General features: G+C 43.0%; 23 protein-coding genes and 3 tRNA genes. 17 read left to right on the top strand and 9 right to left on the bottom strand.

The annotated features are described in order from the left end of the window. Position 1: 1 nt before the first annotated feature. A complete protein-coding gene (locus M1P97_RS00915) occupies positions 2–508 on the bottom strand; it encodes a DoxX family membrane protein (RefSeq protein WP_249388129.1) in 507 nt (168 codons plus the stop codon). Between the two features lie 75 nt (positions 509–583). Continuing rightward, positions 584–1,771 carry a class I SAM-dependent methyltransferase gene (locus tag M1P97_RS00910; protein ID WP_249388128.1) on the bottom strand — a complete coding sequence of 396 codons (1,188 nt, stop codon included), beginning with the start codon at positions 1,769–1,771 and terminating at the stop codon, positions 584–586. Between the two features lie 305 nt (positions 1,772–2,076). Here M1P97_RS00910 and trpB point away from each other — a divergent pair, with 305 nt between their 5' ends. From trpB to trpA, 7 genes are read left to right on the top strand one after another with little or no spacing between them, the layout of a single operon-like run. Next, positions 2,077–3,264 (top strand): tryptophan synthase subunit beta, encoded by a 1,188-nt coding sequence (gene trpB, locus M1P97_RS00905; protein WP_195374361.1) that lies wholly within the window; start codon positions 2,077–2,079, stop codon positions 3,262–3,264. Positions 3,265–3,267: 3 nt separating this feature from the next. Continuing rightward, the gene (locus M1P97_RS00900) at positions 3,268–4,674 is read left to right on the top strand and encodes an anthranilate synthase component I family protein (RefSeq protein WP_195374362.1); all 1,407 of its coding nucleotides are present in this window, start codon (positions 3,268–3,270) and stop codon (positions 4,672–4,674) included. A 4-nt stretch (positions 4,675–4,678) separates the two neighbouring features. After that, entirely contained in the window at positions 4,679–5,248 is a 570-nt protein-coding gene (locus M1P97_RS00895) for an anthranilate synthase component II (protein WP_249388127.1), read from the top strand. A 4-nt stretch (positions 5,249–5,252) separates the two neighbouring features. After that, entirely contained in the window at positions 5,253–6,248 is a 996-nt protein-coding gene (gene trpD / locus M1P97_RS00890; protein WP_249388126.1) for an anthranilate phosphoribosyltransferase, read from the top strand. Between the two features lie 2 nt (positions 6,249–6,250). After that, positions 6,251–7,063, top strand: a complete 813-nt coding sequence (gene trpC, locus M1P97_RS00885; RefSeq protein WP_249388125.1) for an indole-3-glycerol phosphate synthase TrpC — start codon at positions 6,251–6,253, stop codon at positions 7,061–7,063. Beyond that, the gene (locus tag M1P97_RS00880) at positions 7,057–7,731 is read left to right on the top strand and encodes a phosphoribosylanthranilate isomerase (protein ID WP_195374366.1); all 675 of its coding nucleotides are present in this window, start codon (positions 7,057–7,059) and stop codon (positions 7,729–7,731) included. The genes trpC and M1P97_RS00880 overlap by 7 nt, the downstream gene beginning before the upstream one ends. Positions 7,732–7,746: 15 nt before the next feature. Next, a complete protein-coding gene (trpA, locus tag M1P97_RS00875; protein WP_249388124.1) occupies positions 7,747–8,520 on the top strand; it encodes a tryptophan synthase subunit alpha in 774 nt (257 codons plus the stop codon). Positions 8,521–8,606: 86 nt separating this feature from the next. Here trpA and M1P97_RS00870 read toward each other — a convergent pair. Further along, a tRNA-Ser gene (locus M1P97_RS00870) sits at positions 8,607–8,693 on the bottom strand. A 234-nt stretch (positions 8,694–8,927) separates the two neighbouring features. Next, complete coding sequence (locus M1P97_RS00865) at positions 8,928–9,479, bottom strand: NADH peroxidase (protein ID WP_007652517.1); 552 nt, start codon at positions 9,477–9,479, stop codon at positions 8,928–8,930. Positions 9,480–9,665: 186 nt separating this feature from the next. Between M1P97_RS00865 and M1P97_RS00860 the strand changes: the two genes are divergently transcribed. Further along, positions 9,666–10,724 (top strand): class I fructose-bisphosphate aldolase, encoded by a 1,059-nt coding sequence (locus M1P97_RS00860; RefSeq protein WP_195373015.1) that lies wholly within the window; start codon positions 9,666–9,668, stop codon positions 10,722–10,724. Between the two features lie 101 nt (positions 10,725–10,825). Further along, on the top strand, positions 10,826–11,767 hold the full coding sequence (locus tag M1P97_RS00855) for a DMT family transporter (protein ID WP_129732628.1): 942 nt from the start codon (positions 10,826–10,828) through the stop codon (positions 11,765–11,767). Between the two features lie 9 nt (positions 11,768–11,776). Here M1P97_RS00855 and M1P97_RS00850 read toward each other — a convergent pair whose 3' ends face one another. From M1P97_RS00850 to M1P97_RS00830, 5 genes are all read right to left on the bottom strand, one after another. Further along, on the bottom strand, positions 11,777–13,315 hold the full coding sequence (locus tag M1P97_RS00850; RefSeq protein WP_249388123.1) for a family 43 glycosylhydrolase: 1,539 nt from the start codon (positions 13,313–13,315) through the stop codon (positions 11,777–11,779). Positions 13,316–13,435: 120 nt separating this feature from the next. Then, positions 13,436–14,110 (bottom strand): RluA family pseudouridine synthase, encoded by a 675-nt coding sequence (locus M1P97_RS00845; protein ID WP_195373018.1) that lies wholly within the window; start codon positions 14,108–14,110, stop codon positions 13,436–13,438. 1 nt (position 14,111) lies between these two features. Then, positions 14,112–14,858, bottom strand: a complete 747-nt coding sequence (gene fabG / locus M1P97_RS00840) for a 3-oxoacyl-[acyl-carrier-protein] reductase (protein WP_046148650.1) — start codon at positions 14,856–14,858, stop codon at positions 14,112–14,114. 23 nt (positions 14,859–14,881) lie between these two features. Further along, complete coding sequence (locus M1P97_RS00835; protein ID WP_195373019.1) at positions 14,882–15,826, bottom strand: 3-oxoacyl-ACP synthase III family protein; 945 nt, start codon at positions 15,824–15,826, stop codon at positions 14,882–14,884. A gap of 7 nt (positions 15,827–15,833) precedes the next feature. Continuing rightward, positions 15,834–16,421 carry a TetR/AcrR family transcriptional regulator gene (locus tag M1P97_RS00830; RefSeq protein WP_028727551.1) on the bottom strand — a complete coding sequence of 196 codons (588 nt, stop codon included), beginning with the start codon at positions 16,419–16,421 and terminating at the stop codon, positions 15,834–15,836. Between the two features lie 157 nt (positions 16,422–16,578). Between M1P97_RS00830 and M1P97_RS00825 the strand changes: the two genes are divergently transcribed. The 8 genes from M1P97_RS00825 (at position 16,579) to M1P97_RS00790 (ending at position 23,914) form a co-directional block, all read left to right on the top strand. Further along, positions 16,579–16,650 (top strand) — tRNA-Met (locus tag M1P97_RS00825). A gap of 161 nt (positions 16,651–16,811) precedes the next feature. Continuing rightward, complete coding sequence (locus M1P97_RS00820; protein ID WP_249388122.1) at positions 16,812–17,723, top strand: DnaJ C-terminal domain-containing protein; 912 nt, start codon at positions 16,812–16,814, stop codon at positions 17,721–17,723. A 12-nt stretch (positions 17,724–17,735) separates the two neighbouring features. Continuing rightward, on the top strand, positions 17,736–18,050 hold the full coding sequence (locus M1P97_RS00815) for a chaperone modulator CbpM (protein WP_195373021.1): 315 nt from the start codon (positions 17,736–17,738) through the stop codon (positions 18,048–18,050). Positions 18,051–18,226: 176 nt separating this feature from the next. Continuing rightward, a tRNA-Met gene (locus M1P97_RS00810) sits at positions 18,227–18,298 on the top strand. A gap of 917 nt (positions 18,299–19,215) precedes the next feature. After that, the gene (locus M1P97_RS00805; protein ID WP_195373022.1) at positions 19,216–20,343 is read left to right on the top strand and encodes an MraY family glycosyltransferase; all 1,128 of its coding nucleotides are present in this window, start codon (positions 19,216–19,218) and stop codon (positions 20,341–20,343) included. Positions 20,344–20,360: 17 nt separating this feature from the next. Then, positions 20,361–21,566 carry a UDP-N-acetyl-D-mannosamine dehydrogenase gene (wecC, locus tag M1P97_RS00800; RefSeq protein WP_249388121.1) on the top strand — a complete coding sequence of 402 codons (1,206 nt, stop codon included), beginning with the start codon at positions 20,361–20,363 and terminating at the stop codon, positions 21,564–21,566. Between the two features lie 69 nt (positions 21,567–21,635). Then, positions 21,636–22,826, top strand: a complete 1,191-nt coding sequence (locus M1P97_RS00795; protein ID WP_249388120.1) for an oligosaccharide flippase family protein — start codon at positions 21,636–21,638, stop codon at positions 22,824–22,826. Further along, complete coding sequence (locus M1P97_RS00790; RefSeq protein WP_195373025.1) at positions 22,826–23,914, top strand: glycosyltransferase family 4 protein; 1,089 nt, start codon at positions 22,826–22,828, stop codon at positions 23,912–23,914. Before M1P97_RS00795 ends, M1P97_RS00790 begins: the two co-directional genes overlap by 1 nt. Positions 23,915–23,917 lie beyond the last annotated feature (3 nt).

Here is a 23,917-nt window from a genome sequence, read left to right as displayed (position 1 = left end):
ATTACATTAGTTTGAGTTTAGACAATAAGGGGATCGCCTTTTTCAGATAACGATCCAGCCCGATAATATGTGAGGTGGGGAAAGCCAGCAGCACAGCCAGTGCAGCCATCTCGACCAGATTCTTGTCTATCCACAGGTAGGAACCTTCAAACGGCATCATATATTGTGCACCGATGAAAGAAGGATGGGAAAGATAATAAAACGCAAGCAATATCATTGCCCCGATAGAAGAGAGTTTGCTGAAAGCACCTGTAATCAGCCCCAGACCAATCAACAGCAATGCCCATTCGTTCAGCGCATTGACCATGTTCATCATAGCCGGATCGCTAGCCAATCCGGAGAAAAAGTCTGACATAAAACCTTTGGAATCCATCAGATAAGGCAATGAAGTCCATTTTGGATTCAGGATCTTCACCAACCCTTCATAGGCAAAATGCCAACCAATAAATAATCGCAGTATAACCATCGCGGTCAACTGCGCAGAAGTGTAAGAATCTTTCTGTATCATTTCATGTATTTGATTTAACAGTCGCAAATATAAAAATAAAATCTGTCGATCGAAGACTTTAGAAAGCTTACGATGCTAAAACTTATGGCATTTAACCAATATTTTGTCTCCGTTAACTAAGGTAGTAGCAAAAAGGTAAACATCTCCTCCATCCGCTATCTTTGTACGTTTACGCAGTTCCTCAACGGATAACGGGAAATTGCGGACAGTGATATTGGCTTGCGGAATCTCTTTGTCCAGCCTCTTACACAGTTTTCCGGAAAAGGGATAAACTTCTTCTACGACAAAACGCCTACCGGGAAAATCGTCTACCGGTATGTCTGAGGTATAAAGGTGACTACTTACTTGTAGTTTCTCCAAACCGAAACGAGCTGCCACACTCTTAAAAGCTCCGGCTTTCAATAGGGAAGCATTGGGCTCAAAGAGATATTTTCTTATCAGGCCGGCCAAATGTAACTCTTGCCGGCGTTCATCATGCAATGTAAATACAAAAGATTCTTCCCGTCCATTACTATTATAGTTGACGCAATGAATAACGGGTGATTCTACTTCCGCATTGCGCTCTACAACAAAAAGAAGCTCTTTACATTCGTTCTTTACAGAGAGTATATGTATAGCTGTTGTTCCCGGCAATAAATCCAGCGTCATCTGAATATCTGCCATCGGAGACAGTTTAGCTATTACTTTGGGAGCATGACGGAACAATTCGGGCAAAAGAGCCGGCAGATCCGGTTCGCAATCCTGTAAGGCATAAACACGTTTATTGCCTTCACCACGGCGGGCAGGATCGATATAGAAAATACTGATTTCAGGCACGCGGGAAATCAATTCCGTGCTGTCTCCTTCCACGATAGTGATATTATCAGCTCCAAGTACGGAAAAGTTATTGCGTGCCGCCTCACAGTAAGCGGGGAAGCGTTCTATATAGGTGATATGACGGGCTTTGAGGGAGAGATAATAACTGTCGATCCCCAAACCTCCGGTCAGATCGCACAAGGTATCGCTTTCTTCAACCAACCGTTGTTTATATAAAGCAGTTTGTTCGGACGAACATTGTTCCGCCGATATTTTGGAGGGGAACAACAAGGCGTCATTCGTATACCATACAGGTAACTTGTCTTTGATCTGACGCCGGGAAGCAATCTGTTCGACTGCAAAGGGAACATCCACCGAAGGATAACGGGAAGCACTCAGCAGTAACCGTGTCAAATCGTCACCGGCATGTTCTTTTACAAATAACCTGAATTCGTCTGTCTGTTTCATACGGCAAAGATACAGCATTTATTCAAAACAGGCAGAGATAAAATATTTTCAAAAAAAGTATCAAATCATTTGCAGTTTGTCAGAGAATATCTATATTTGCTGCCGTAATAACAAAAAACAAAGATGAGAACATTTATAGTAAATACATTTTGGTGGTGGCGCTCTTTACTCCTCAAACGGTCGTAAGGAACGCAGTCCTGTGTATATACTAGAGAAAGATATCATAGAAAGGTCTGTCGCACTTGCGACAGACCTTTTTTCTTTTGTAAGCAAACGGAATACAACTAAAATAAAATAGCAAAAAGATGAAAACGTATCAAGTTGACAAGAACGGTTATTATGGTGAGTTCGGCGGGGCATATATTCCCGAGATACTTCACCGGTGTGTGGAAGAATTACAGAATACTTATCTGGAAGTACTCGAAAGCGAGAGTTTCAAGCAGGAGTTCAACCAATTGTTGCGCGATTATGTAGGCCGTCCCTCTCCCCTTTACCTGGCAAAACGGCTAAGCGAAAAGTATGGCTGTAAGATCTATCTGAAACGGGAAGACCTGAATCACACCGGTGCCCATAAGATCAACAACACGATCGGCCAGATCCTACTGGCACGCCGCATGGGTAAAACACGTATCATCGCCGAAACAGGTGCCGGACAGCATGGTGTTGCCTCCGCAACCGTCTGTGCTCTGATGAATATGAAATGTATCGTCTATATGGGTAAAACCGACGTGGAACGCCAGCATGCCAATGTGCAAAAAATGGAAATGCTCGGTGCAACGGTTGTCCCCGTTACTTCCGGTAATATGACATTAAAAGATGCAACGAACGAGGCGATCCGCGACTGGTGTTGTCATCCTTCCGATACGTATTACATCATTGGTTCGACTGTTGGACCTCATCCCTACCCCGATATGGTTGCCCGCCTGCAATCAGTAATCAGTGAAGAGATAAAAAAACAACTTCTCGAACAGGAAGGACGCGAAAATCCGGACTATCTGATTGCTTGTGTAGGAGGTGGAAGTAACGCCGCAGGAACGATCTATCATTTTATTGACGATGAACGGGTAAAACTCGTACTGGCTGAAGCCGGAGGAAAAGGAATCTGCTCAGGAATGAGCGCCGCCACTATCCAACTGGGGAAAAAGGGTATTATCCACGGAGCTCGTACTTTGGTGATGCAAAGTGAAGACGGACAGATCGAAGAGCCTTATTCAATATCTGCCGGATTGGACTATCCGGGTATCGGACCGATCCATGCAAACCTGTCTGTTTCCCACCGGGCTTCCATTCTGGCTGTCGATGATGACGAAGCTTTGGAAGCTGCATTCGAACTGACCCGTCTGGAAGGGATTATCCCGGCACTGGAAAGTGCACATGCCTTAGGGGCACTCGCCAAGGTGGATTTTAAACCGGAAGATGTGGTCGTACTGACTGTTTCCGGACGTGGAGATAAGGATATGGATACATATATTGAATATAAAAACAGAAAGTAACCGATGAAAAATTATCATTTCAAAACTATAAGCAAACAGGTTTTAGGCGACCTGCACACTCCCGTCAGTATTTATTTGAAAGTACGGGATATCTATCCGGAATCGGCTTTACTGGAAAGTTCGGACTTCCACGGAAATGAAAACAGTCTTTCGTTTATCGCCCTTTGTCCGCTGGCAAGTATCGGCATCAACAACGGTGAGTGTACAGCCACTTTCCCCGACGGAAACCGCGAAGTTACTCCACTCACCGAAAGTTACAACGTTGCTGATGCAATGAATGACTTCCTCGGCCGTTACAGTATTGAAGGAACTGACAAGAAAGTATGCGGCCTGTTCGGTTACACAGCTTTTGATGCTGTCCGCTACTTCGAGAACATCCCGGTCATGGAAGCTCACCACGAAGAAAACGATGCGCCTGATATGCTATACATATTATATAAGTATATCCTTGTATTCAACCACTTCAAAAATGAGTTGACATTAGTCGAGTTATTGCAGGAAGATGAAAAGAGCAACCTGCAGGAAATAGAAACACTGATCGAAAACCGCAACTATGCCTCCTATAACTTCCAGACGACAGGTCCGGAAACTTCTCCTATCACCGGAGACGAATACAAAGCAATGGTTCGCGAAGGTATCAAACACTGCATGCGCGGCGATGTTTTCCAGATCGTATTGAGCCGCCGCTTCGAACAACCATTCAAAGGGGATGACTTTAAGGTATACCGTGCCTTACGAAGTGTCAATCCTTCTCCTTATCTGTTCTATTTCGATTTCGGCGGTTTCCGCATCTTCGGTTCTTCTCCTGAGACACATTGTAAGGTGACAGAAGGACACGCAAGCATCGACCCCATTGCCGGAACCGCTTTCCGCACGGGAAATGTGGCATTAGACAAACAGCGTACAGAAGCGTTGCTGGCCGACCCGAAAGAAAATGCCGAACATGTGATGCTGGTAGACCTCGCCCGCAATGACCTGAGCCGCAATGCCCACAGCGTACAGGTCGATTTCTATAAAGAAGTACAATATTACAGTCACGTTATCCACCTCGTATCCCGTGTGAGCGGAGAAGTCGACAGCAATAGCAATCCTGTCAAGACTTATATAGATACCTTCCCCGCCGGAACCTTGAGCGGTGCACCGAAAGTGCGTGCCATGCAACTGATCACCGATCTCGAAAAACATAACCGCGGCGCTTATGGCGGTTGTATCGGATTTATCGGTCTGGACGGTGATCTGAACCAGGCTATTACCATCCGTACATTCGTAAGCCGTGGCAACGTATTATATTATCAGGCTGGCGCCGGCATCGTTGCCAAAAGCAACGACGAACGTGAACTTCAGGAAGTAAACAACAAGCTGGGAGCCTTGAAAAAAGCAATCGACCTGGCAGCAACTTTAAAGAACTAAGATTATGAGCAAAATATTATTATTCGACAATTACGATTCCTTCACTTACAATTTACTACACATACTGAAGGAGCTGGGTGCAGAAGTGGAAGTGCACCGCAACGACAAAATATCACTGGACGAAGTAAACCGTTTCGATAAGATATTGCTTTCACCGGGGCCCGGTATCCCCGAAGAAGCTGGTATCCTGCTCCCACTGATCCGCCGGTATGCCCCGACCAAAAGTATCCTGGGTGTCTGCCTGGGCGAACAAGCGATAGGCGAAGCCTTCGGGGCGACTCTTATTAACTTGACAGATGTTCATCATGGCGTATGTTCCGATATCCGGGTGACAGCGAAAGAACCTTTGTTCGCCGGTCTTGAACCTGGATTTCGTGCCGGACGTTATCATTCATGGGCCGTATCGCGCGATAACTTCCCCGACTGTCTGGAAATAACAGCCGAAGATATGGAAGAAAGACAGATCATGGCTTTACGTCATCGCACGTATGATGTCAGGGGTATTCAGTTTCACCCGGAATCGGTGCTGACTCCGAAAGGAAAAATCATTATTGAAAACTGGTTAAAAGCATAACACAATGAAAGATATATTATACAGATTATTCGAACATCAGTATCTGGGACGGGATGAAGCCCGACAGATATTGCAAAAGATGGCAGCCGGAGAATATAACGATTCACAGATAGCCAGCTTGATCACGGTATTCCTGATGCGTAACATTTCCGTAGAAGAGCTATCCGGTTTCCGCGAAGCACTGCTTGAAATGCGTGTACCGGTCGACCTGACCGATTTCAAACCGATCGACATCGTAGGAACCGGAGGCGATGGCAAAAACACATTCAATATCAGCACCGCCTCCTGCTTCGTTGTGGCAGGAGCCGGTTACAACGTGGTGAAGCATGGCAACTATGGGGCTACTTCCGTGAGTGGGGCCAGCAATGTGATGGAGCAACACGGTGTTAAGTTCACGAACAGTATCGACAAACTTCGCGAATCGATGGAAGCCTGCCACATTGCCTACCTGCATGCACCTTTGTTCAACCCCGCATTGAAGGCTGTCGCTCCGGTACGCAAAAGCCTGGGGGTACGTAGCTTCTTCAATATGCTCGGCCCGCTGGTTAATCCGGTGATGCCCGCTTATCAGTTACTGGGTGTATATAACCTACCGCTGCTTCGTCTGTACAGTTATACATATCAGGAAAGCGGAACACGTTTTGCTGTCGTTCACAGTCTGGACGGGTTCGACGAAATATCCCTGACGACTGAGTTTAAGGTAGCTATGCCGGAAAAAGAAAAATTGTATACTCCGGAAATGTTAGGTTTCTCCCGTTGTACCGAGGCCGATCTCGACGGCGGACAAACCGTAGAAGATGCCGCCCGGATATTCGACAACGTAATGAGGAATACGGCAACCCCGGCACAGAAGAACTGCGTGATTGCCAACTCCGCCTTCGCCATCCAGGTGATCTGCCCGGAAAAGAAGATTGAAACCTGCATCGCCGAGGCACGCGAGTCGCTGGAAAGCGGAAAAGCATTGGCAACATTGAAGAAGTTCATTTCACTAAACGATTAATTATGAAAGATATATTACAAGACATCATAGCCAACAAGCGCATTGAAGTAGAACGGCAAAAGCAGGCCGTCCGCCTTCAAACGTTACTGGCATTAGGCGGCGAACGGCTTGAACGCACCACCTATTCGATGCGTGCGTCGCTGGCGGCTTCCTCTTCGGGAATCATCGCCGAGTTTAAACGTAAAAGTCCGTCCAAAGGTTGGTTACATCCGGATGCGGCTATTACAGAGATAGTACCAGCTTATAAAGAGGCCGGAGCTTCTGCTTGTTCCATCCTTACCGACCCGCAATTCTTCGGCGGCTCATTGGGTGACCTGTGCCTGGCACGCAAATTGGTCGATATTCCACTGCTGCGAAAAGATTTTATCATAGATGAGTATCAGCTTTACCAGGCACGTGTCATGGGAGCCGATGCCGTATTATTAATTGCCGCCTGCCTCACTCCGGACCAATGCCTTGAATTGGCAGAACTGGCACATACGTTGCAATTGGAAACACTACTGGAAGTCCACAGCGAAAAAGAACTGGAATATCTGAATCCGCATATCGACATGCTGGGCGTAAACAACCGTAATCTCGGAACCTTCCACACCGATGTCGCTAATTCATTCCATTTGGCAGAAAAGATGCAGGAGATAGTCCGAGAAAAAGATCTTTCTCCTCTATTGGTTTCCGAAAGCGGCATTTCCGATACAGAAACAGTAAGTCGTCTTCGGGAAGCTGGTTTCCGTGGTTTCCTGATCGGTGAAACATTTATGAAAACCGGGCAGCCGGGTGATACCCTGTCTGCTTTCATAGGAGATCTGCCATGCTGATCAAAGTATGTGGAATGCGTGACCCGGAAAATATCCGGCAGGTAGCAGCGACAGGAATCGACTGGATGGGATTCATCTTTTACGCCAAATCGCCAAGGCGATTTGGTTCAGTGGACAGTGGACAGTTGACAGATGACAGTTTAAAGAAAACCGACAACAACCACTCCTCCAACTGTCAACTGCCAACTATCAATCGTCAACTGAAAAAAGTAGGTGTCTTCGTCAATGCAACTCCCGAGTATATGATGGAAACAGCCAACCTGTATAAACTCGACTACTTACAGTTACATGGCAACGAATCACCGGACACCTGTTACGCACTCCAAAAGCGTGGCTATACAATTATCAAAGCATTCTCTATCGCCTCGATTGACGACCTGGCTCCGACTTCCGAATATGAAGGACGTGCCGATTATTTCCTGTTCGACACCAAATGCAACGGTTATGGTGGCTCAGGTAAACAGTTCGACTGGTCGGTACTCACTTCTTATAAAGGAAACACACCGTTCCTGCTCAGTGGTGGTATCAACCCCGACAGCGCAGACGCCATCGTGAATTTCCGGCATCCCCGACTGGCTGGTATCGACCTGAACAGTGGGTTTGAAACCGAACCGGGCATGAAGGATGCGGATAAGATAAAAACGTTTATTGATAAGATTAAGAAATAATAAAAAGACAAGGATATGAATCGCATTACAAATTTATTCGAAACAAAGAAAAACGGCATCCTGTCCGTTTACTTTACAGCCGGTTATCCGCAATTAAACGATACGGTAACCATTCTGAAAGAGTTGGAGGCAAAAGGCATCAATATGGTAGAAGTGGGTATCCCCTTTTCCGACCCGATGGCTGATGGTATCGTTATCCAGGAGGCGGCTACACAGGCGTTACGCAACGGCATGTCGCTCCACCTCCTGTTCGACCAGTTGAAAGACATACGGAAAGAAGTTCAAATGCCACTGGTACTGATGGGATATCTCAACCCTATCATGCAATTCGGTTTCGAGGCATTCTGCAAGAAGTGTGCAGAGGTTGGTATAGACGGCGTGATCATCCCCGATCTGCCTTTTGCCGATTACATGACCGACTACAAAGAGACAGCCGACCGCTATGATCTGAAAATGATCATGCTAATCACTCCGGAAACTTCCGAAGAGCGTATCCGCCTGATCGACGAGCATACTTCCGGCTTTATCTATATGGTATCGAGTGCAGCCACCACCGGAGCACAACAAAGTTTCGACGATCAGAAACAGGCCTACTTCCGCCGTATCAACGCAATGAATCTGCAGAATCCGCGTTTGGTCGGTTTCGGTATCTCCAACAAAGCTACTTACGAAGCAGCAGCCTCCAATTCCTCTGGTGCCATTATCGGCAGCAAGTTTGTACAACTACTGAAAAGTGAGCCGACAGCAGCCGCAGCAGTCAACAAGCTACTGGAAGCACTGAAGCTATAAACAAGCCAGGAACGGGTAAATACCGAACAAGAAACAGGTAGGCATCGCTTTATAAATGGATGCCTACCCGTTTTTCTACCTTTTTGCGGAAAGCGAGGGATTCGAACCCCCGGTACAGTTACCCGTACACCGCATTTCGAGTGCGGCCCGATCGACCACTCCGGCAGCTTTCCTGATCGTTTGCGTGGCAAATGTATGAAAAATTTGGTACCGTTATCCTCCGAAGACTATTTTTTTCAATAAGTAACACTACTGTACTAGCCGGTATGACACTATAGTGCTAATACGCTTCACACTATAGTGTCAGATGGTATAGCACTATTATCTTAAAGACGTAGCACTATAATGTCAAAAAAGGGAGTAACCTCCCGGCACTCCCTTCTATCGTGTTAACGAATTTGACCGTATTATTTGAAATAACGGTTATATAATCCTTCGAAGCCTTTACCATGACGGGCTTCATCTTTACACATTTCGTGTACAGTATCGTGGATAGCATCCAGATTCTGCTGTTTAGCCAAAGTCGCGATACGTTTTTTGTCTTCGCAAGCACCTGCTTCTGCTTCCATACGTTTTTTCAGGTTAGTCTTTGTATCCCAAACAACATCACCCAGTAATTCTGCAAATTTAGCAGCATGTTCAGCTTCTTCCCATGCGTAACGTTTGAATGCTTCTGCTACTTCAGGATAACCTTCACGGTCTGCCTGACGACTCATAGCCAGATACATACCGACTTCAGTACATTCACCCATGAAATGAGCGTTCAAACCTTCAAGAATAACAGGGTCAACACCTTTAGCTACGCCTAATACATGTTCGTCAACAAACTGTAAAGCACCGGTTGTTTCTACCAGTTCTTTAAACTTGCTTTTCGGTTGTTTACATTGCGGACAGAATTCGGGAGCTTCATCACCTTCATGAACATAACCACATACCGTGCAGATCCATTTCTTTTTCATCTTCGTAAAATTTTATTGGTTGTAAAACTATTAGTATATATAATCGTTGTTATTCGCTGTGACAAAATTAACCAAACAAATCTAAAGGACAAGAAATAGCCGATAGAAATATTCTATGTGTTAATTGATAAAAACTATGAAACCTATTCAGACGGCGAACTGTTTACTTATAAAACTTACATATATATGGATACATTAAAGATTACAGGCTTATTAGGCGACAAATCCGAGTATTATCTCGGTCATACATGCAAAACGATCGACAAATCGCAGATACATATTCCATCACCTTCTATTATTGATGACATATGGATTAATACGGACAGAAACATTCAAACATTAAATAATCTGCAGAGAATGCTGGGGCATGGACGACTGGCAAATACAGGTTATCTGTCTATCCTCCCGGTTGATCAGGATATCGAACATACTGCCGGAGCCTCGTTTGCTCCGAATCCTATTTATTTCGATCCGGAAAACATCGTGAAGTTAGCTATCGAAGGTGGTTGTAACGCCGTTGCTTCTACATTCGGGAATTTAGGAATCGTTGCACGTAAATATGCACATAAAATTCCATTCCTCGTAAAACTAAACCATAACGAATTGCTTACCTACCCGAACAGTTACAATCAGGTGATGTTTGGAACTGTAAAAGAAGCTTGGAATATGGGAGCCGCAGCCGTTGGTGCAACAATCTATTTCGGTTCTGCCGAAAGTCGTGACCAACTGGTAGAAATAGCAGAGGCATTCGAATATGCGCACGAACTGGGTATGGCCACCGTTCTTTGGTGTTATTTACGGAATAATGACTTCAAAAAAGATGGAATCGATTATCACTCGGCAGCCGACCTTACCGGACAGGCTAATCACTTGGGAGTAACGATCAAAGCGGATATCGTCAAACAGAAATTACCTTCCAATAACGGTGGATTCACAGCCATCAACTTTGGGAAAGTAGATAAAAAGATGTACACCGAACTGGCAACCGAACACCCGATCGACCTCTGTCGCTATCAGGTAGCAAACGGTTATATGGGACGTGTGGGTCTGATCAATTCCGGAGGAGAATCGCACGGAGCTTCCGACCTGAAAGATGCCGTCATCACAGCCGTTGTAAACAAACGTGCCGGCGGTATGGGACTTATCAGCGGACGTAAAGCTTTCCAACGCTCCATGAAAGATGGTGTCGAACTGTTACACACCATTCAGGATGTATATCTGAACCCGGAAATTACGATTGCATAAACAAAGAAATGGGATATATGGTAAGTGCATGGAAGGTTATCCCTTTTCATGCACTTTTTATGTAAAAAGCCATTACCTTTGCACCTATTAATAAAGGCAAAATGAAATCTCAGGCTTATAAAGGGCATCTGGCGATGCTGAGTGCAAACATACTATGGGGACTGATGTCTCCCGTATCGAAAGCGGTATTAATAGCAGGTCCTATCAGTGCGCTATCACTGACTACGTTCCGCATGGTAGGAGCAGCAGTTATATTCTGGCTGGCTTCCCTCTTTACTAAAAAGGAACATGTCAACCATCAGGACTTGATGAAATTGTTCTTTGCTGCGTTACTGGGGATCGTTCTGAACCAGGGTTCATTCATTTTCGGAGTTTCCCTGACTTCACCGATCAATGCATCTATCGTTACGACCACAACACCTATCATCACGATGATTATTGCTGCGTTCTATCTGAAAGAACCTGTTACAGGAAAGAAAGTGATCGGAATTTTCATAGGAGCAGCAGGAGCATTACTACTAATCCTGAGCAGTCAGAGTTCTGCTGCCGGCGGAGGGAAAAGCAGTAATATATGGGGAGACCTACTCTGCCTGCTGGCACAGTTCAGTTTTTCATTCTATTTTGTATTATTTAAGGGATTGATCGGCAAATACTCACCCATCACATTGATGAAATGGATGTTTACGTATGCATCTATCTGTACGATACCGTTTTCCTACAATCACATTGCAGGCATCGACTTCCTGCATCTTCCTTCTGAATTATATATGGGTATCGCGTATGTCGTATTGGGAGGAACATTCTTACCTTACCTGTTTATCCCTATCGGCCAAAACCTGCTGCGCCCGACAGTAGCCTGCATGTATAATTATGTACAACCGATCGTGGCATCCCTGATTGCCGTACTTTGGGGAATGGATACTTTCGGGGTAATGAAAGGTATCGCCGTTGCACTGGTCTTTTCCGGCGTATATATTGTAACACAAAGTAAATCGAGGGCGCAACTGGAAGGTTATCAGGCTGCACAAGGCAAGCCTGAATAACCTTTTATTCTATTTATTTTGTAAACGGCAATAACCATAAACGGCCGGTTTACTTATATCTCCCTGCTGATAAAGTCCGGGACGGGAAATGCGATCCCAACGCACTAGAGATTTCAAGGCGGACGGTGAAAGATCATACTCTATTTCTTTCCATTTACAGCCGTCTTCACTATAAGTAAATGAACAACGAACACCGTCTTTCACCTTCATCCGGAGATACAAGGAAGGAGCCGGCAATTTCATATCAGCCAATATCAGTTCCTTTCCTTCGTTTACAGCTTTCAGTTTCAGGCGATCCGCTTCACAACCGAGTGTCAATAGGTTATTGTCGTCACCATACATGACAACACCTTTCCAACTTTCGTTCTGATTTACCACTGCTGTCTCCAAAATGTAATCGGCTGTCACCGGACGTAAACAGAGGGCATTACCGGTACTGACTCCCGGCTTCGGAGAACCGCTTAAATACAAGTTTCCGGCTTTCAATTCCATCTTCACATCGGCATACGGATAATTCCAGGACCATTCAGGACGAAGAGACGTTGCAGTAAAATCATCGGCAAAGTCGGGAACCGGCTCCTGCACACAATCGGTGAAGGGCATCGGCTGTGCCATACTGGCATATTCTCCGGTGACAAAATAAGGCCAGTTATCTCCACCCATCCTCATCTCCTGCAGATGCGGTTGACGTCCCTGAAAGAAATCACCGTCCTTGCTATAAGCATGACAAAGATAAAACATGCGTCCGTCAGGTGTAATGGTTAACGTCCCGTGGCCGATAGACATAATATCTTTTCCACCATGAAGGATCGGGTTACCTTCATATTTCTCATATGGACCAGCCAGTTTCTTCGAACGGGCCACACTCACTGCATAATCACTGTTTGGGCCGCAACAACCGTTCACTGCATATATAATATAGTAATAGCCATTCTGCTTGAACCAGTGCTGTCCTTCCATACCGCGTCTTTCATCATCACGGAGCAGACTGAAAGGTTCGCCTTCCAGATGCAATCCGTCGGAACTTAGCTTGCTGGCCAGCAACTCAATCGGTCGCTGATCCAGTCCGTAAGCCTTCCAAGAGATGTAAAGCTGTCCGTTATCTTCCAAAACAAAGGCATCGATCGCTTCTTTACCGAATTCAATAATCGGACCGTAATCCGTAAACTTTCCGGTCGGAGAGTCAGCTATGGCAACTCCGATACATGAAATATTATCCGACTCTTTACGGGCCGTATAATACATATATACTTTACCATTATGATAATACCACTCCGGAGCCCAGAAAGAAGATTTAGTCCAGGTCGGTTTTTCATCAAAGATATGGCCTGTCTGTTTCCAGTTTACCAGATCGGAAGAAGTAAATACCGGATAATAAGGAGCCCATTCCGAAGATGTTCCTGTTGCATAATACATATCGCCAATCCGGAGAACGGACGGATCGGCCAGATCTCCATGTATAACGGGGTTAGAAAAATAAGTTTGTTGCTGAGCCAGTCCAACCGTGGCGGATACTGAACACAATAAGATTGCTAATAGCTTTTTCATGGTCTGCCTATTAATTAATAACACAAATTTACAGCAGACAAAGATAAACAAAAAGAAACCGCATCAAAGTGCCTGACGACAATTCAATGCAGTTTCCTGTTATTTTACTTCATTTGACTCTTATAGTCCCGCAGAAATACTCTTCCAAAGATTATCATCGGGTACAGGAGCTACGATCTTTACCGCTTCTTTCGATACCGGATGAATGAATTCGGCACTACGGGAGTGAAGACTGATACCACCGTCTTTATTCGAACGGTCGGCTCCATACTTCAAATCACCTTTGATAGGACATCCCATCTTTGCCAACTGGCAACGTATCTGATGATGGCGGCCGGTCTTCAGGTCGATCTCCAGTAAATAATAATTATCTGAACGTGCAATCACTTTGTAATGCAGGATTGCTTTCTTGGAGTCCGGACGTTCAGTATCGTATGCATAACTCTTATTCTGCTTCTCGTTGCGGACCAGCCAGTTTACCAACTCGCCTTCATCAGCAGGCGGACAATTCTTCACAATCGCCCAGTAAGTCTTTTTCACCTCTCCTACCCGGAACATTTCGTTCAGGCGGGGTAAAGCTTTACTTGTCTTGGCAAACAGAACGACACCACTAACGGGACGGTCTAACCGGTGAGTTACACCTACATAAACATTTCCCGGCTTACAATACTTCTCCTTCAGCCACGCCTTCAGCATTTCAGAAAGAGGAGTATCACCGGTTTTATCTCCTTGTACAATCTCACGGCACGTTTTATTTACCGCAATGATATGATTGTCTTCGTAGATAACCTCCATATTACATATTCATACCGCCGTCTACCTGGATCACCTGTCCGGATACATAAGCAGACAGATCAGAAGCAAGGAATGTAGCCACATTAGCCACATCTTCTGTCGTACCGCCACGACGCAAAGGAATTTTCTTGTTCCACTCTTCTCTTACCTCTTCAGGTAATTTAGCAGTCATATCAGTAATGATGAAACCCGGAGCGATCGCGTTGGCACGGATACCACGTGAACCCAGTTCCTGAGCTACCGATTTAGCCAAACCAATCATACCTGCTTTTGAAGCGGAATAGTTACTCTGACCAGCGTTACCATGAACACCTACAACGGAAGACATGTTGATAATATTTCCGGCACGTTGTTTCATCATGATCGGAGTACAAGCATGGATGAAGTTAAATGCTGATTTCAGGTTTACGTTGAGGACAGCATCCCACTGGCCTTCGCTCATACGCATCATCAAACCGTCTTTTGTAATACCGGCGTTGTTTACGAGGATATCGATGCGGCCGAAGTCTTTCTGGATCTCTGCCACTACGTTATGTGTATCTTCAAAGTTAGCTGCGTTAGAAGCATAACCTTTTGCTTTAACACCTAAAGCTTCAATTTCTTTCTGTGTTGCCTCACCGTTTTCGTCGATAACCAGGTCTGTAAATGCGATATTAGCACCTTCAGCGGCAAACTTCAAAGCAATGGCTTTACCAATACCACGTGCGGCACCGGTAACAATAGCTACTTTTCCTTCTAATAATTTCATAATACTTTTATTTTATGTCTTAATTAACACTGAATTAAACAGGCACCGGCAGAATATCCTCCACCGAATACGGTCAGACAAACCAAATCGCCTTTTTTAAATGTCTCATCGTTCTGGGCATATACCAGAGCAGAACTAACCGAACCGGTGTTACCCAGTTCTTCGATGTTATGCAGGAATTTTTCTTCCGGCAGGTTCAACTGCTTAGCGATGTTAGACATGATACGCATATTAGCCTGGTGACCGATAAAGTAAGTCAGGTCATCCAATGTAAATCCGTTCTTCTCCAACAAATATACAGCATTCTTAGGCATATAGGTACAAGCCTGAATAAACACGTCGCGACCTTCCGGCATCAGGATACCACCATCGCGCGGACGTAGTTGAACGCCTTCCGGCCCTTTTCCCAAATGTCCCAAACCTTGCGTAAAGACTTCGAGTATGTGCGGATCATTTTCCGTTACACGTTCCTTAGATATAAAGAAAGCGGCTGCCGCATCCCCCCAAAGGTGACCGGCTTTTGGATCCGTTTCATTATAATAGGCAGAGTTCTTATCTGCGGAAAGGATCAGGGCTTTCGTTGCCTTTCCCATCGCAAAATAACCTTCCACCACCTCCAATGCGTTCAGAAAGGAGGAACAGGCTGAAGACAAATACAACGCTTTTGCGTTTGTAATATTAAATTCACGCTGAGTATAGTGAGCTGCAGTTGCTACTGTATCGTACGGCGAATAGGAAGCTGAGATAATTAAATCAACATCCGTAATGTCATAAGGCAATTTAGGCAGCGCGTTATGTACGGCTTCAATACCCATTGTACAAATAGTCTCTTCCGGTTTAGCTTTAGAACGGGTTTTAATGCCGGTTCTTTGTTCAATCCACTCGCTTGTCAACCCGTTTAATTCCAAAAAATGTTGGTTGTGTACCCGTTCTTCAGGCACATAAAACCCTGTTGCATTAATAAACATCTCTGGTTTACTTTATCTTTATTCCGTTGAATATTAAATTCATCACATTATCTCTTCTCTTAATTCGTTGGCTGATATTATCTCCCATAATACCCCTTATATAAGGAACTTCCAATCCCTTTAAGGCATGATGAAGCACAACCGCAGTAATTTCTGTATCGGGCATTTCAAAAATACCTTCCTTTACACCAGCATCCAGGATTCCTTTCAATAATTCAGTCTCCCGAATGTCAAAGCTCTTTCGAACTTTTTCTACACGCCAGATATCCCGAAAGAAATTCGCTTTCAATGTTCCGTTACGAAACACAAGCGCTTTGATAGCATCCAATCTTGCATAAATGAATGTCATCAGCTTCTCGTCGGCAGGCAAATCCTTTCCGGCAACATCGAGTAACATCTTATATAATTTATCCAGCTCCGATTCTACCACAGCCAGATAAATTTCATTTTTACTCTTGAAATACGTATATAACGTACGTCTGCCTTTCCGGGAAGCCTGTGCAATATCGTTCATTGTCGTATTATCCACCCCCATGCGGGCAAACAATTGCCTGGCCACATCCACCAACATTTCGCGTGTTTTAGAAACTGTCATCGGCATCGTATTGCACATTTTGATTAAAACTGTGCGCAAAGTACCTAAAAAAGATTGGTTCTACCAAGTATATTAAAAAAAACTTGCAATAAATTTGTTTTGTAAATGAAAAACCTTACCTTTGCACTCGCAATCAGGAAATGATTGTAAACTATATCGCGGAGTGGAGCAGTGGTAGCTCGTTGGGCTCATAACCCAAAGGTCGTAAGTTCGAGTCTTGCCTCCGCAACTATCTAAAGGCTTTCAGTTTTTAACTGAGAGCCTTTTTCTTTTTCAACTTCCCTAAGGTTTATTAGCCAAAATTAAACGATCAAATTACTCCCAGGCATGTTTATTGTAATGTATATGTATGGTTATCTACTGACATAAAGACTTAACAATATAAATAATATGGCTTATATAGACTATTACAACATTCTTGGAGTAAACAAAGGCGCTTCTCAGGATGAGATAAAGAAAGCTTACAAGAAGCTGGCCCGCAAATACCATCCGGACCTGAACCCGGGTGATCCGGATGCTCACCGGAAATTTCAGGAAATCAACGAAGCCAATGAAGTATTGAGCGATCCTGAAAAACGGAAGAAATACGATCAATATGGTGAAAACTGGAAACATGCCGATCAGTTCGAGGCTCAACAACAGCAATACGGACAGTATCAAAACGGCGGTTTCGGTGGTGGTGGCGGAACTTACTGGAGTGCATCCGACGACGGAAGCGGATTCTCCGATTTCTTCGAATCGATGTTTGGCGGCAGAAGCGGTCGTAGTAGCGGTAGCGGTAATCATATGTTCCGTGGACAAGACTATACAGCTTCACTGAGCCTCTCCTTGACAGATGCGGCAAAGACACATAAACAGGTCATCACCGTTAACGGAAAGAACCTGCGTATCACTGTCCCGGCCGGTATTGCAGATGGGCAGACCATCAAATTAAAAGGCCAGGGAGGTCCGGGTGTAAACGGAGGTCCTGCCGGAGATCTGTACATTACTTTCAATATTACCGACGACGGCAGATTCAAACGTGTCGGCGACGATCTATACCTTACCGTTCCTCTTAACCTGTACACCGCCATCCTGGGAGGTGAACAGATCGTGGAAACAATGGACAGTAAAGTTAAACTGAAAGTCGGCCCCGGTACCCAGAACAATACAAAGGTACGCCTGAAAGGCAAAGGTTTCCCTGTCTATAAGAAAGAAGGAGAATTCGGTGATCTGATAGTGACCTACTCTATCGAAATACCGACTAATCTGACGGACAAACAGAAAGAGTTGTTCCGCGAAATACAGAGTCTTAACCAATAAAACATGAGTAGTATGCAAACAGATTTAATTATAGTCAACGAATATTGCCGGATATGTCATATTGAACCCTCCTTTATCTTTCGTCTGGAAGAAGGAGGATTGATCGAGATCCGTATTGTAGGAGGCGAAAAATTCTTACAGGCTTCCCAATTGCACGATATTGAAAGGTATACACGTATGTATTACGACCTGTCTATTAATTTCGAAGGAATAGATGCCATTCATCATCTGTTAAACCGCGTCAAATCGATGCAGCAGGAGATTGGGCATCTGAAAAAGAAGCTGACGATATACGAAGCAAAAGATTTTGAAGAAAATGAATTATAGCCTCAACTGACACATTTACCTTACAATCAGCCAGGTAAATGTGTCAATTTGTCGCAATACAAGCATCCTCATCCCCTCTATAAGCAGAAATATACAAACTATTTGTAAAATAATTTGGTTTGTAAGAAATAATTCGTACCTTTGCACTCGCAATCAGGTAATGATAGCAACTATATCGCGGAGTGGAGCAGTGGTAGCTCGTTGGGCTCATAACCCAAAGGTCGTAAGTTCGAGTCTTGCCTCCGCAACTATCTAAAGAGAATCAACAAGGTTGGTTCTCTTTTTTTATCTTTTCGGGTTCATGCATTCATTCCATACCCTTATACAACTCATTTTCTGCACAATAAACACATGAATACACCTGCTTTTTTGCATTCATATTGTATTCACAGACCCTTCATTTTGCTTTCATATCTTCCACTTTATCCCGCTATAACAGTCCTTGTATGAATAATCCGGTAGGCATCATCCCTACAATTAAGTTCTTTCTATAAGAAGATTACTTCCATACCTCCCTACTATTAGATAAATTTCTCCTTAGTATTAAAAAAGAAACATATAGATTACAAATATGTAAGGCATAGGATACAAATATGCAAGGCTTGCCTTACTTTTTAGCAACGTAAGCCTTACATATTTAGGATAAAGAAGAAAAAGAATTAATTCTCACAGGTTACGATCTTAATTACAGTATGATTAAGAATTAACAATAACGGGAAAGCAGCCTTAACATGGTATTGTGTATTCAAATAATAAACCTAAACGACAACCAAACAGACAGATCTGCTCGTAAAAAACACTAAACAATTGTTTCTGTAAAGTAAATATTCCACACTTTTCTTATCTCAAAAAAGTCGTCTTTAACGACAAAATACAATCATTTGTATAGCCGAATTATCAGGCGTTGACAATCATCACTTACTTTCCATACCTCTTCAAATGTGTTGAAATTCAGCGTTAAAATAGAGTAATAACCTTTTAAATGATGAACGTTTTCAGAAGCATTCTGTTTATATACACAGCTAAACAAAAGACACATACCTTCCCAGGGAAACGCCCCCTCAGTCAGAAATCCAGGTATGTTTGTTATGAGCAAAATTATTTCCCGACAGTCCCATTTACTGTGACTGACGAACATTGTCGTATAACTTAACTTACAACGCAAATGATATATCTCTTGATTTTATTAGCTTTTATAATATCAATAGTCTTTTCTATGCTGATAATACCACGTATCCTGATCGTGGCATTAACGAAAAGACTCTTCGATATGCCTAATGAGCGAAAAATACATACAGGAGCCATTCCCCGTCTTGGAGGAATATCATTTGCCCCGACTATTTTATTCTCATTAGCTTTTGTTTCTGCCATCTCTTACATGGGATATCTGTATGGTTTTAAAATACCTAAAGATATTACACCTCATATCACTCCCGACCTCTATCTATTGACCTGCGGGTTGATCGTTCTTTACCTGGCCGGTATCAAAGACGATCTAATAGGTCTGCGATATCATACCAAGTTTATCGTACAGATACTTGCCGCCACCCTACTCCCCCTTTCCGGATTATGGATCAACAATTTTTACGGATTATTCGGTATTCATGAACTGGCACCGTGGATAGGAATGCCGCTTACGATCTTCGCTATTGTATTTATTACCAATGCAATCAACCTGATAGACGGTATCGACGGACTGGCATCCGGATTAAGCGGGGCTGCCCTGCTTATATTGGGATCTTTATTTCTGCACAATCATATGTGGGCGTATGCCATGCTATCTTTCTCGACCCTGGGTGTACTGATCCCCTTTTTCTACTATAATGTATTCGGACAGGCAGAGCATGGACGAAAGATATTTATGGGAGACACGGGAAGCCTGACTTTAGGATACATCCTGGCATTTCTCTGCATCCGCTTCGCTGTATATAATCCGGATGTGGCGCCCTATTCGACCAGTGCGATATTGATCTCTTTCTCAACACTGATCGTTCCGATGTTTGATGTGATCCGGGTTATGTTGATCCGGTTCCGCAGAAGGAAAAGCCTGTTCTCACCGGACAGAAATCATATTCATCACAAATTTCTGGAGATGGGCTTTTCACCGCACAAAGCATTACTTTATATTCTGGGGATCTCATGGATATTCAGCAGCCTGAATATCATACTTGCTCCCTTTATTAATATCAATATCCTTTTTATAGGCGATATAGTAGTCTGGACGGTATTGAATATCTGCCTGGATAAAGTGCATCGCAGAAAAAAAGTTATCAATGAAAAGAAAATTATTTAAAAGACTGAACTAAAAGTATGAAAGCATGTTTTATGGGGCTTGGTTACATAGGCCTGCCCACAGCAATAATAGCAGCCGGCAACGGCATCGATGTAGTTGGTGTAGACATCAACCCTCAGGTTGTAGATATGACCAATAAAGGACAGATCCATATCGTAGAGCCTGGATTGCAGGAGTTATGCCAGCAGGTAGTAGTATCCGGTCATCTGAAAGCCTCGGTCAAACCGGAGGTCAGCGACGTGTACCTGATTGTTGTACCGACACCTTTCAAAGGAAATCATGAACCGGATATCTCTTATGTCGAGACGGCAACCCGTTCCGTTATTCCTCTCCTTAAGGAGAACGATCTGTTTATTATAGAATCGACCTCTCCGGTAGGGACAACGAATAAAATGACAGAACTGATTTTTACCCTTCGCCCAGAGCTGAAGGGTAAGATATACATCGCCTACTGTCCGGAACGTGTATTACCGGGTAATGTAATTTATGAGTTGGTACATAACGACCGGGTGATCGGTGGTATCGATCCGGCATCAACGGAAAAAGCGATAGAGTTCTACAGCCGTTTTGTAAAAGGGACATTACATAAGACGAATGCTAAAACGGCCGAGATGTGTAAGTTAACGGAGAACTCTTCCCGTGACGTACAGATCGCTTTTGCCAATGAGTTGTCGTTGATATGCGATAAAGCAGGGATCAATGTATGGGAGCTGGTAGAACTGGCCAACAAACATCCCCGGGTAAATATTCTTCAACCGGGTGCCGGTGTAGGAGGACATTGTATCGCTGTCGACCCTTATTTCATCACGGCAGAATTCCCCTATGAATCGCAGCTGATAGCCAAAGCGCGTGAGATCAATAACTACAAAGCTTTCTGGTGTGCAGAAAAGATAGAAAACGCCATGCTCAGATTCGAACTGAAACATCATCGTAAACCGATTGTCGCCATGATGGGCCTGGCCTTCAAACCGAATATCGACGATTTACGGGAATCACCGGCCAAATATATTACCACGAAAGTGATGCAAGGCCATAACAATGCCGACATTCTGGTTGTGGAACCAAACGTCGAAGTACACAAGGTATTTAAACTCACCGATTACAAGGAGGCATACGAAAAAGCGGATATCGTAGCATTGATGGTGGCACATAAGCAGTTTAAAGAGTTATCTTACAGGGAAGATAAGGTGATATTGGATTTTTGTGGGATATTCAAAAAGTAAATGATTACAAACCTCAGAATAAAGAATATAATAAACAATCATAAAACAGTAATCACGAACTACTGTTTCATGACTATTATAAAATTCGTAAATTCTTTCTTTTATTTATTAGTTTATCCTTTTCTTATCCGAAAGTTAGGAACAGACAGTTATGGACTATTCGTTTTTGCATCATCCATAACGACTTATTTTCAAACTTTTATATCTTTCGGCTTTGATTTTCCTGCAGTTAAAGTTATATCCACCCAACCGGATAATATTGAAGAAAAATCCTCCATCGTATCATCTGTTTTAACAGCCAAAATATATTTAGCAGCGATTTCGATAATAATATTTATCCTATTAATAGGGTGCTTCGACTTTTTCAGAAAGGATTGGATTATCTATCTTATTTGCTATTCCAATATTATAACGACTATATTATTGCCAGTCTGGTATTTTCAAGGAATGCAAAAGATGAAATCTGTCACGATTGCACAGGTCGTAACAAAAGTCATGTCGTTACCATTCATTTTTCTATTTGTAACAAATCCTTCCGATACTTGGATTATAGCACTCATTATATCTGTTAGCGGTGGAATCAGTGGTTTATATACCTTGTATCTTTTAGTAAGAAAAGAAAAACTAATTATCAGATGGCAATCTTTTTCCGCTATTAAAAAGTTATTCAAAAATTCAATTCCTTTCTTCTTTTCTTCATCGGCCAGTATAATAAAGCAGCAGTTTACTATATTTATCATCGGGATTTCATTTTCCATGTCCGATGTTGCTATCTATGATCTCGCGAATAAGTTAGTGGCCGTCCCCATGAACTTTATTGCACAAATAAACAATGCTTTATTTCCTAAAGTCATAAAAGAATACAACAAACAATATATCAAAAAAATTATCTATATGGAAAGTGCACTATCGCTGCTAATTATAAGTGGCCTGGCTATTTTCGGAAAACTGATTATCAGATTATTTGCCGGAACCAATATGTTAGAGGCCTATCCGCTAATGATGATTTTAAGTATTATAATTCCTTGCTGGCTACTGGTAGGTTGCTTTATTAACTTCATCTATGTTCCATTAGGGTTATATAATTATGTCACTAAGAGTCAGATAGGGGCATTGATCATTTTCATGGTAGTCTGCCTATCCGGAGTATCTCTCATTAAAGAAATAGGTATTATCGCTTTTGCTGTTAGTCTATCTGGAATATTCGAGTTAACTTACAATTATTACATCATAAAGAAAAAGAAATTATTAGCAAGATAATGGGAAAACATATATGTTTTTTAATGCCGGCTGTCGGATATGCTCCTTCTGGAGGATTCAAAGTTGTTTTTGAATATGCAAATAGATTTGTCAATGATGACTTTCAGGTTTCCATTGTATTTCCGGCCGTACATTTCTATAACACTCTCAGTCGAAAAAAGAAAGTTAAAGCAATAATTCGCTATTTATTAAATTTCAGTCCCAGGAGATACACACCTTATAGCTGGTTCAATTTAGATAAACGTGTCAAACTATTTCCTGTATGGGATCTTAGTGAATCAAATATTCCTGCAGCTGATATATATATTGCTACAGCAGTTCAGACTGCTGTTTATTTGAATGAGTATAAAAAAATCACTAGTCATCAAAAGTTTTATTTCATACAAGGATTTGAAACCTGGGCTTTACCAGAAAAAAAAGTATTAGAAACATATACTTATCCACTTCAAAAAATAACAATTGCTCCCTGGTTAATGGATAAAATAGAATCAGCCGGAGGAAAAGCTGATCTTATCTATAATGGGTTTGATTTCAAGTATTTCAAAAAAGAAATAGATTATAAAGACAAAAACAGATATTGTATTACTATGCTTTATCACCCTATGCCGGAGAAGGGGTGTAAAGATGCATTTGAAGCTCTTTCGATCGTAAAAAATAAATTTTCTAATTTGCAAGTCAATCTTTTTGGTTTTCCCAAGCAGCCTCCTGATCTGCCGAATTGGATAAACTATTATCAGCAGCCAGACAAAAAAACACATAATCGTTTGTATAATGAAGCTGCAATATTCATTAATGCCAGTCATGGAGAAGGATTTTGCCTAACTCCACCGGAAGCCATGCAATGTGGTTGTGCGATCGCTTGTACAGATATTGGAGGGTTTAAAGTAGTCTGTCATCATGAAAAGACAGCTTTATTATCACCGGTAAAAGATCCTGTCGCTTTAGCCAGTAATATAGAAAGGCTCATCACTGATAATTCATTAAGATATAAATTAGCAGAAAACGGGCATAAATACATTCAACAGTTCACTTGGGAAAAAGCGTATTCAAAATTTAAAGATTTAATCGATATCTCTACCAAAGTATAAATA

Source organism: Parabacteroides leei (assembly GCF_023369805.1).
Taxonomy (GTDB): Bacteria; Bacteroidota; Bacteroidia; order Bacteroidales; family Tannerellaceae; genus Parabacteroides; species Parabacteroides leei.
This window is presented reverse-complemented; position numbering and strand designations above follow the sequence as displayed.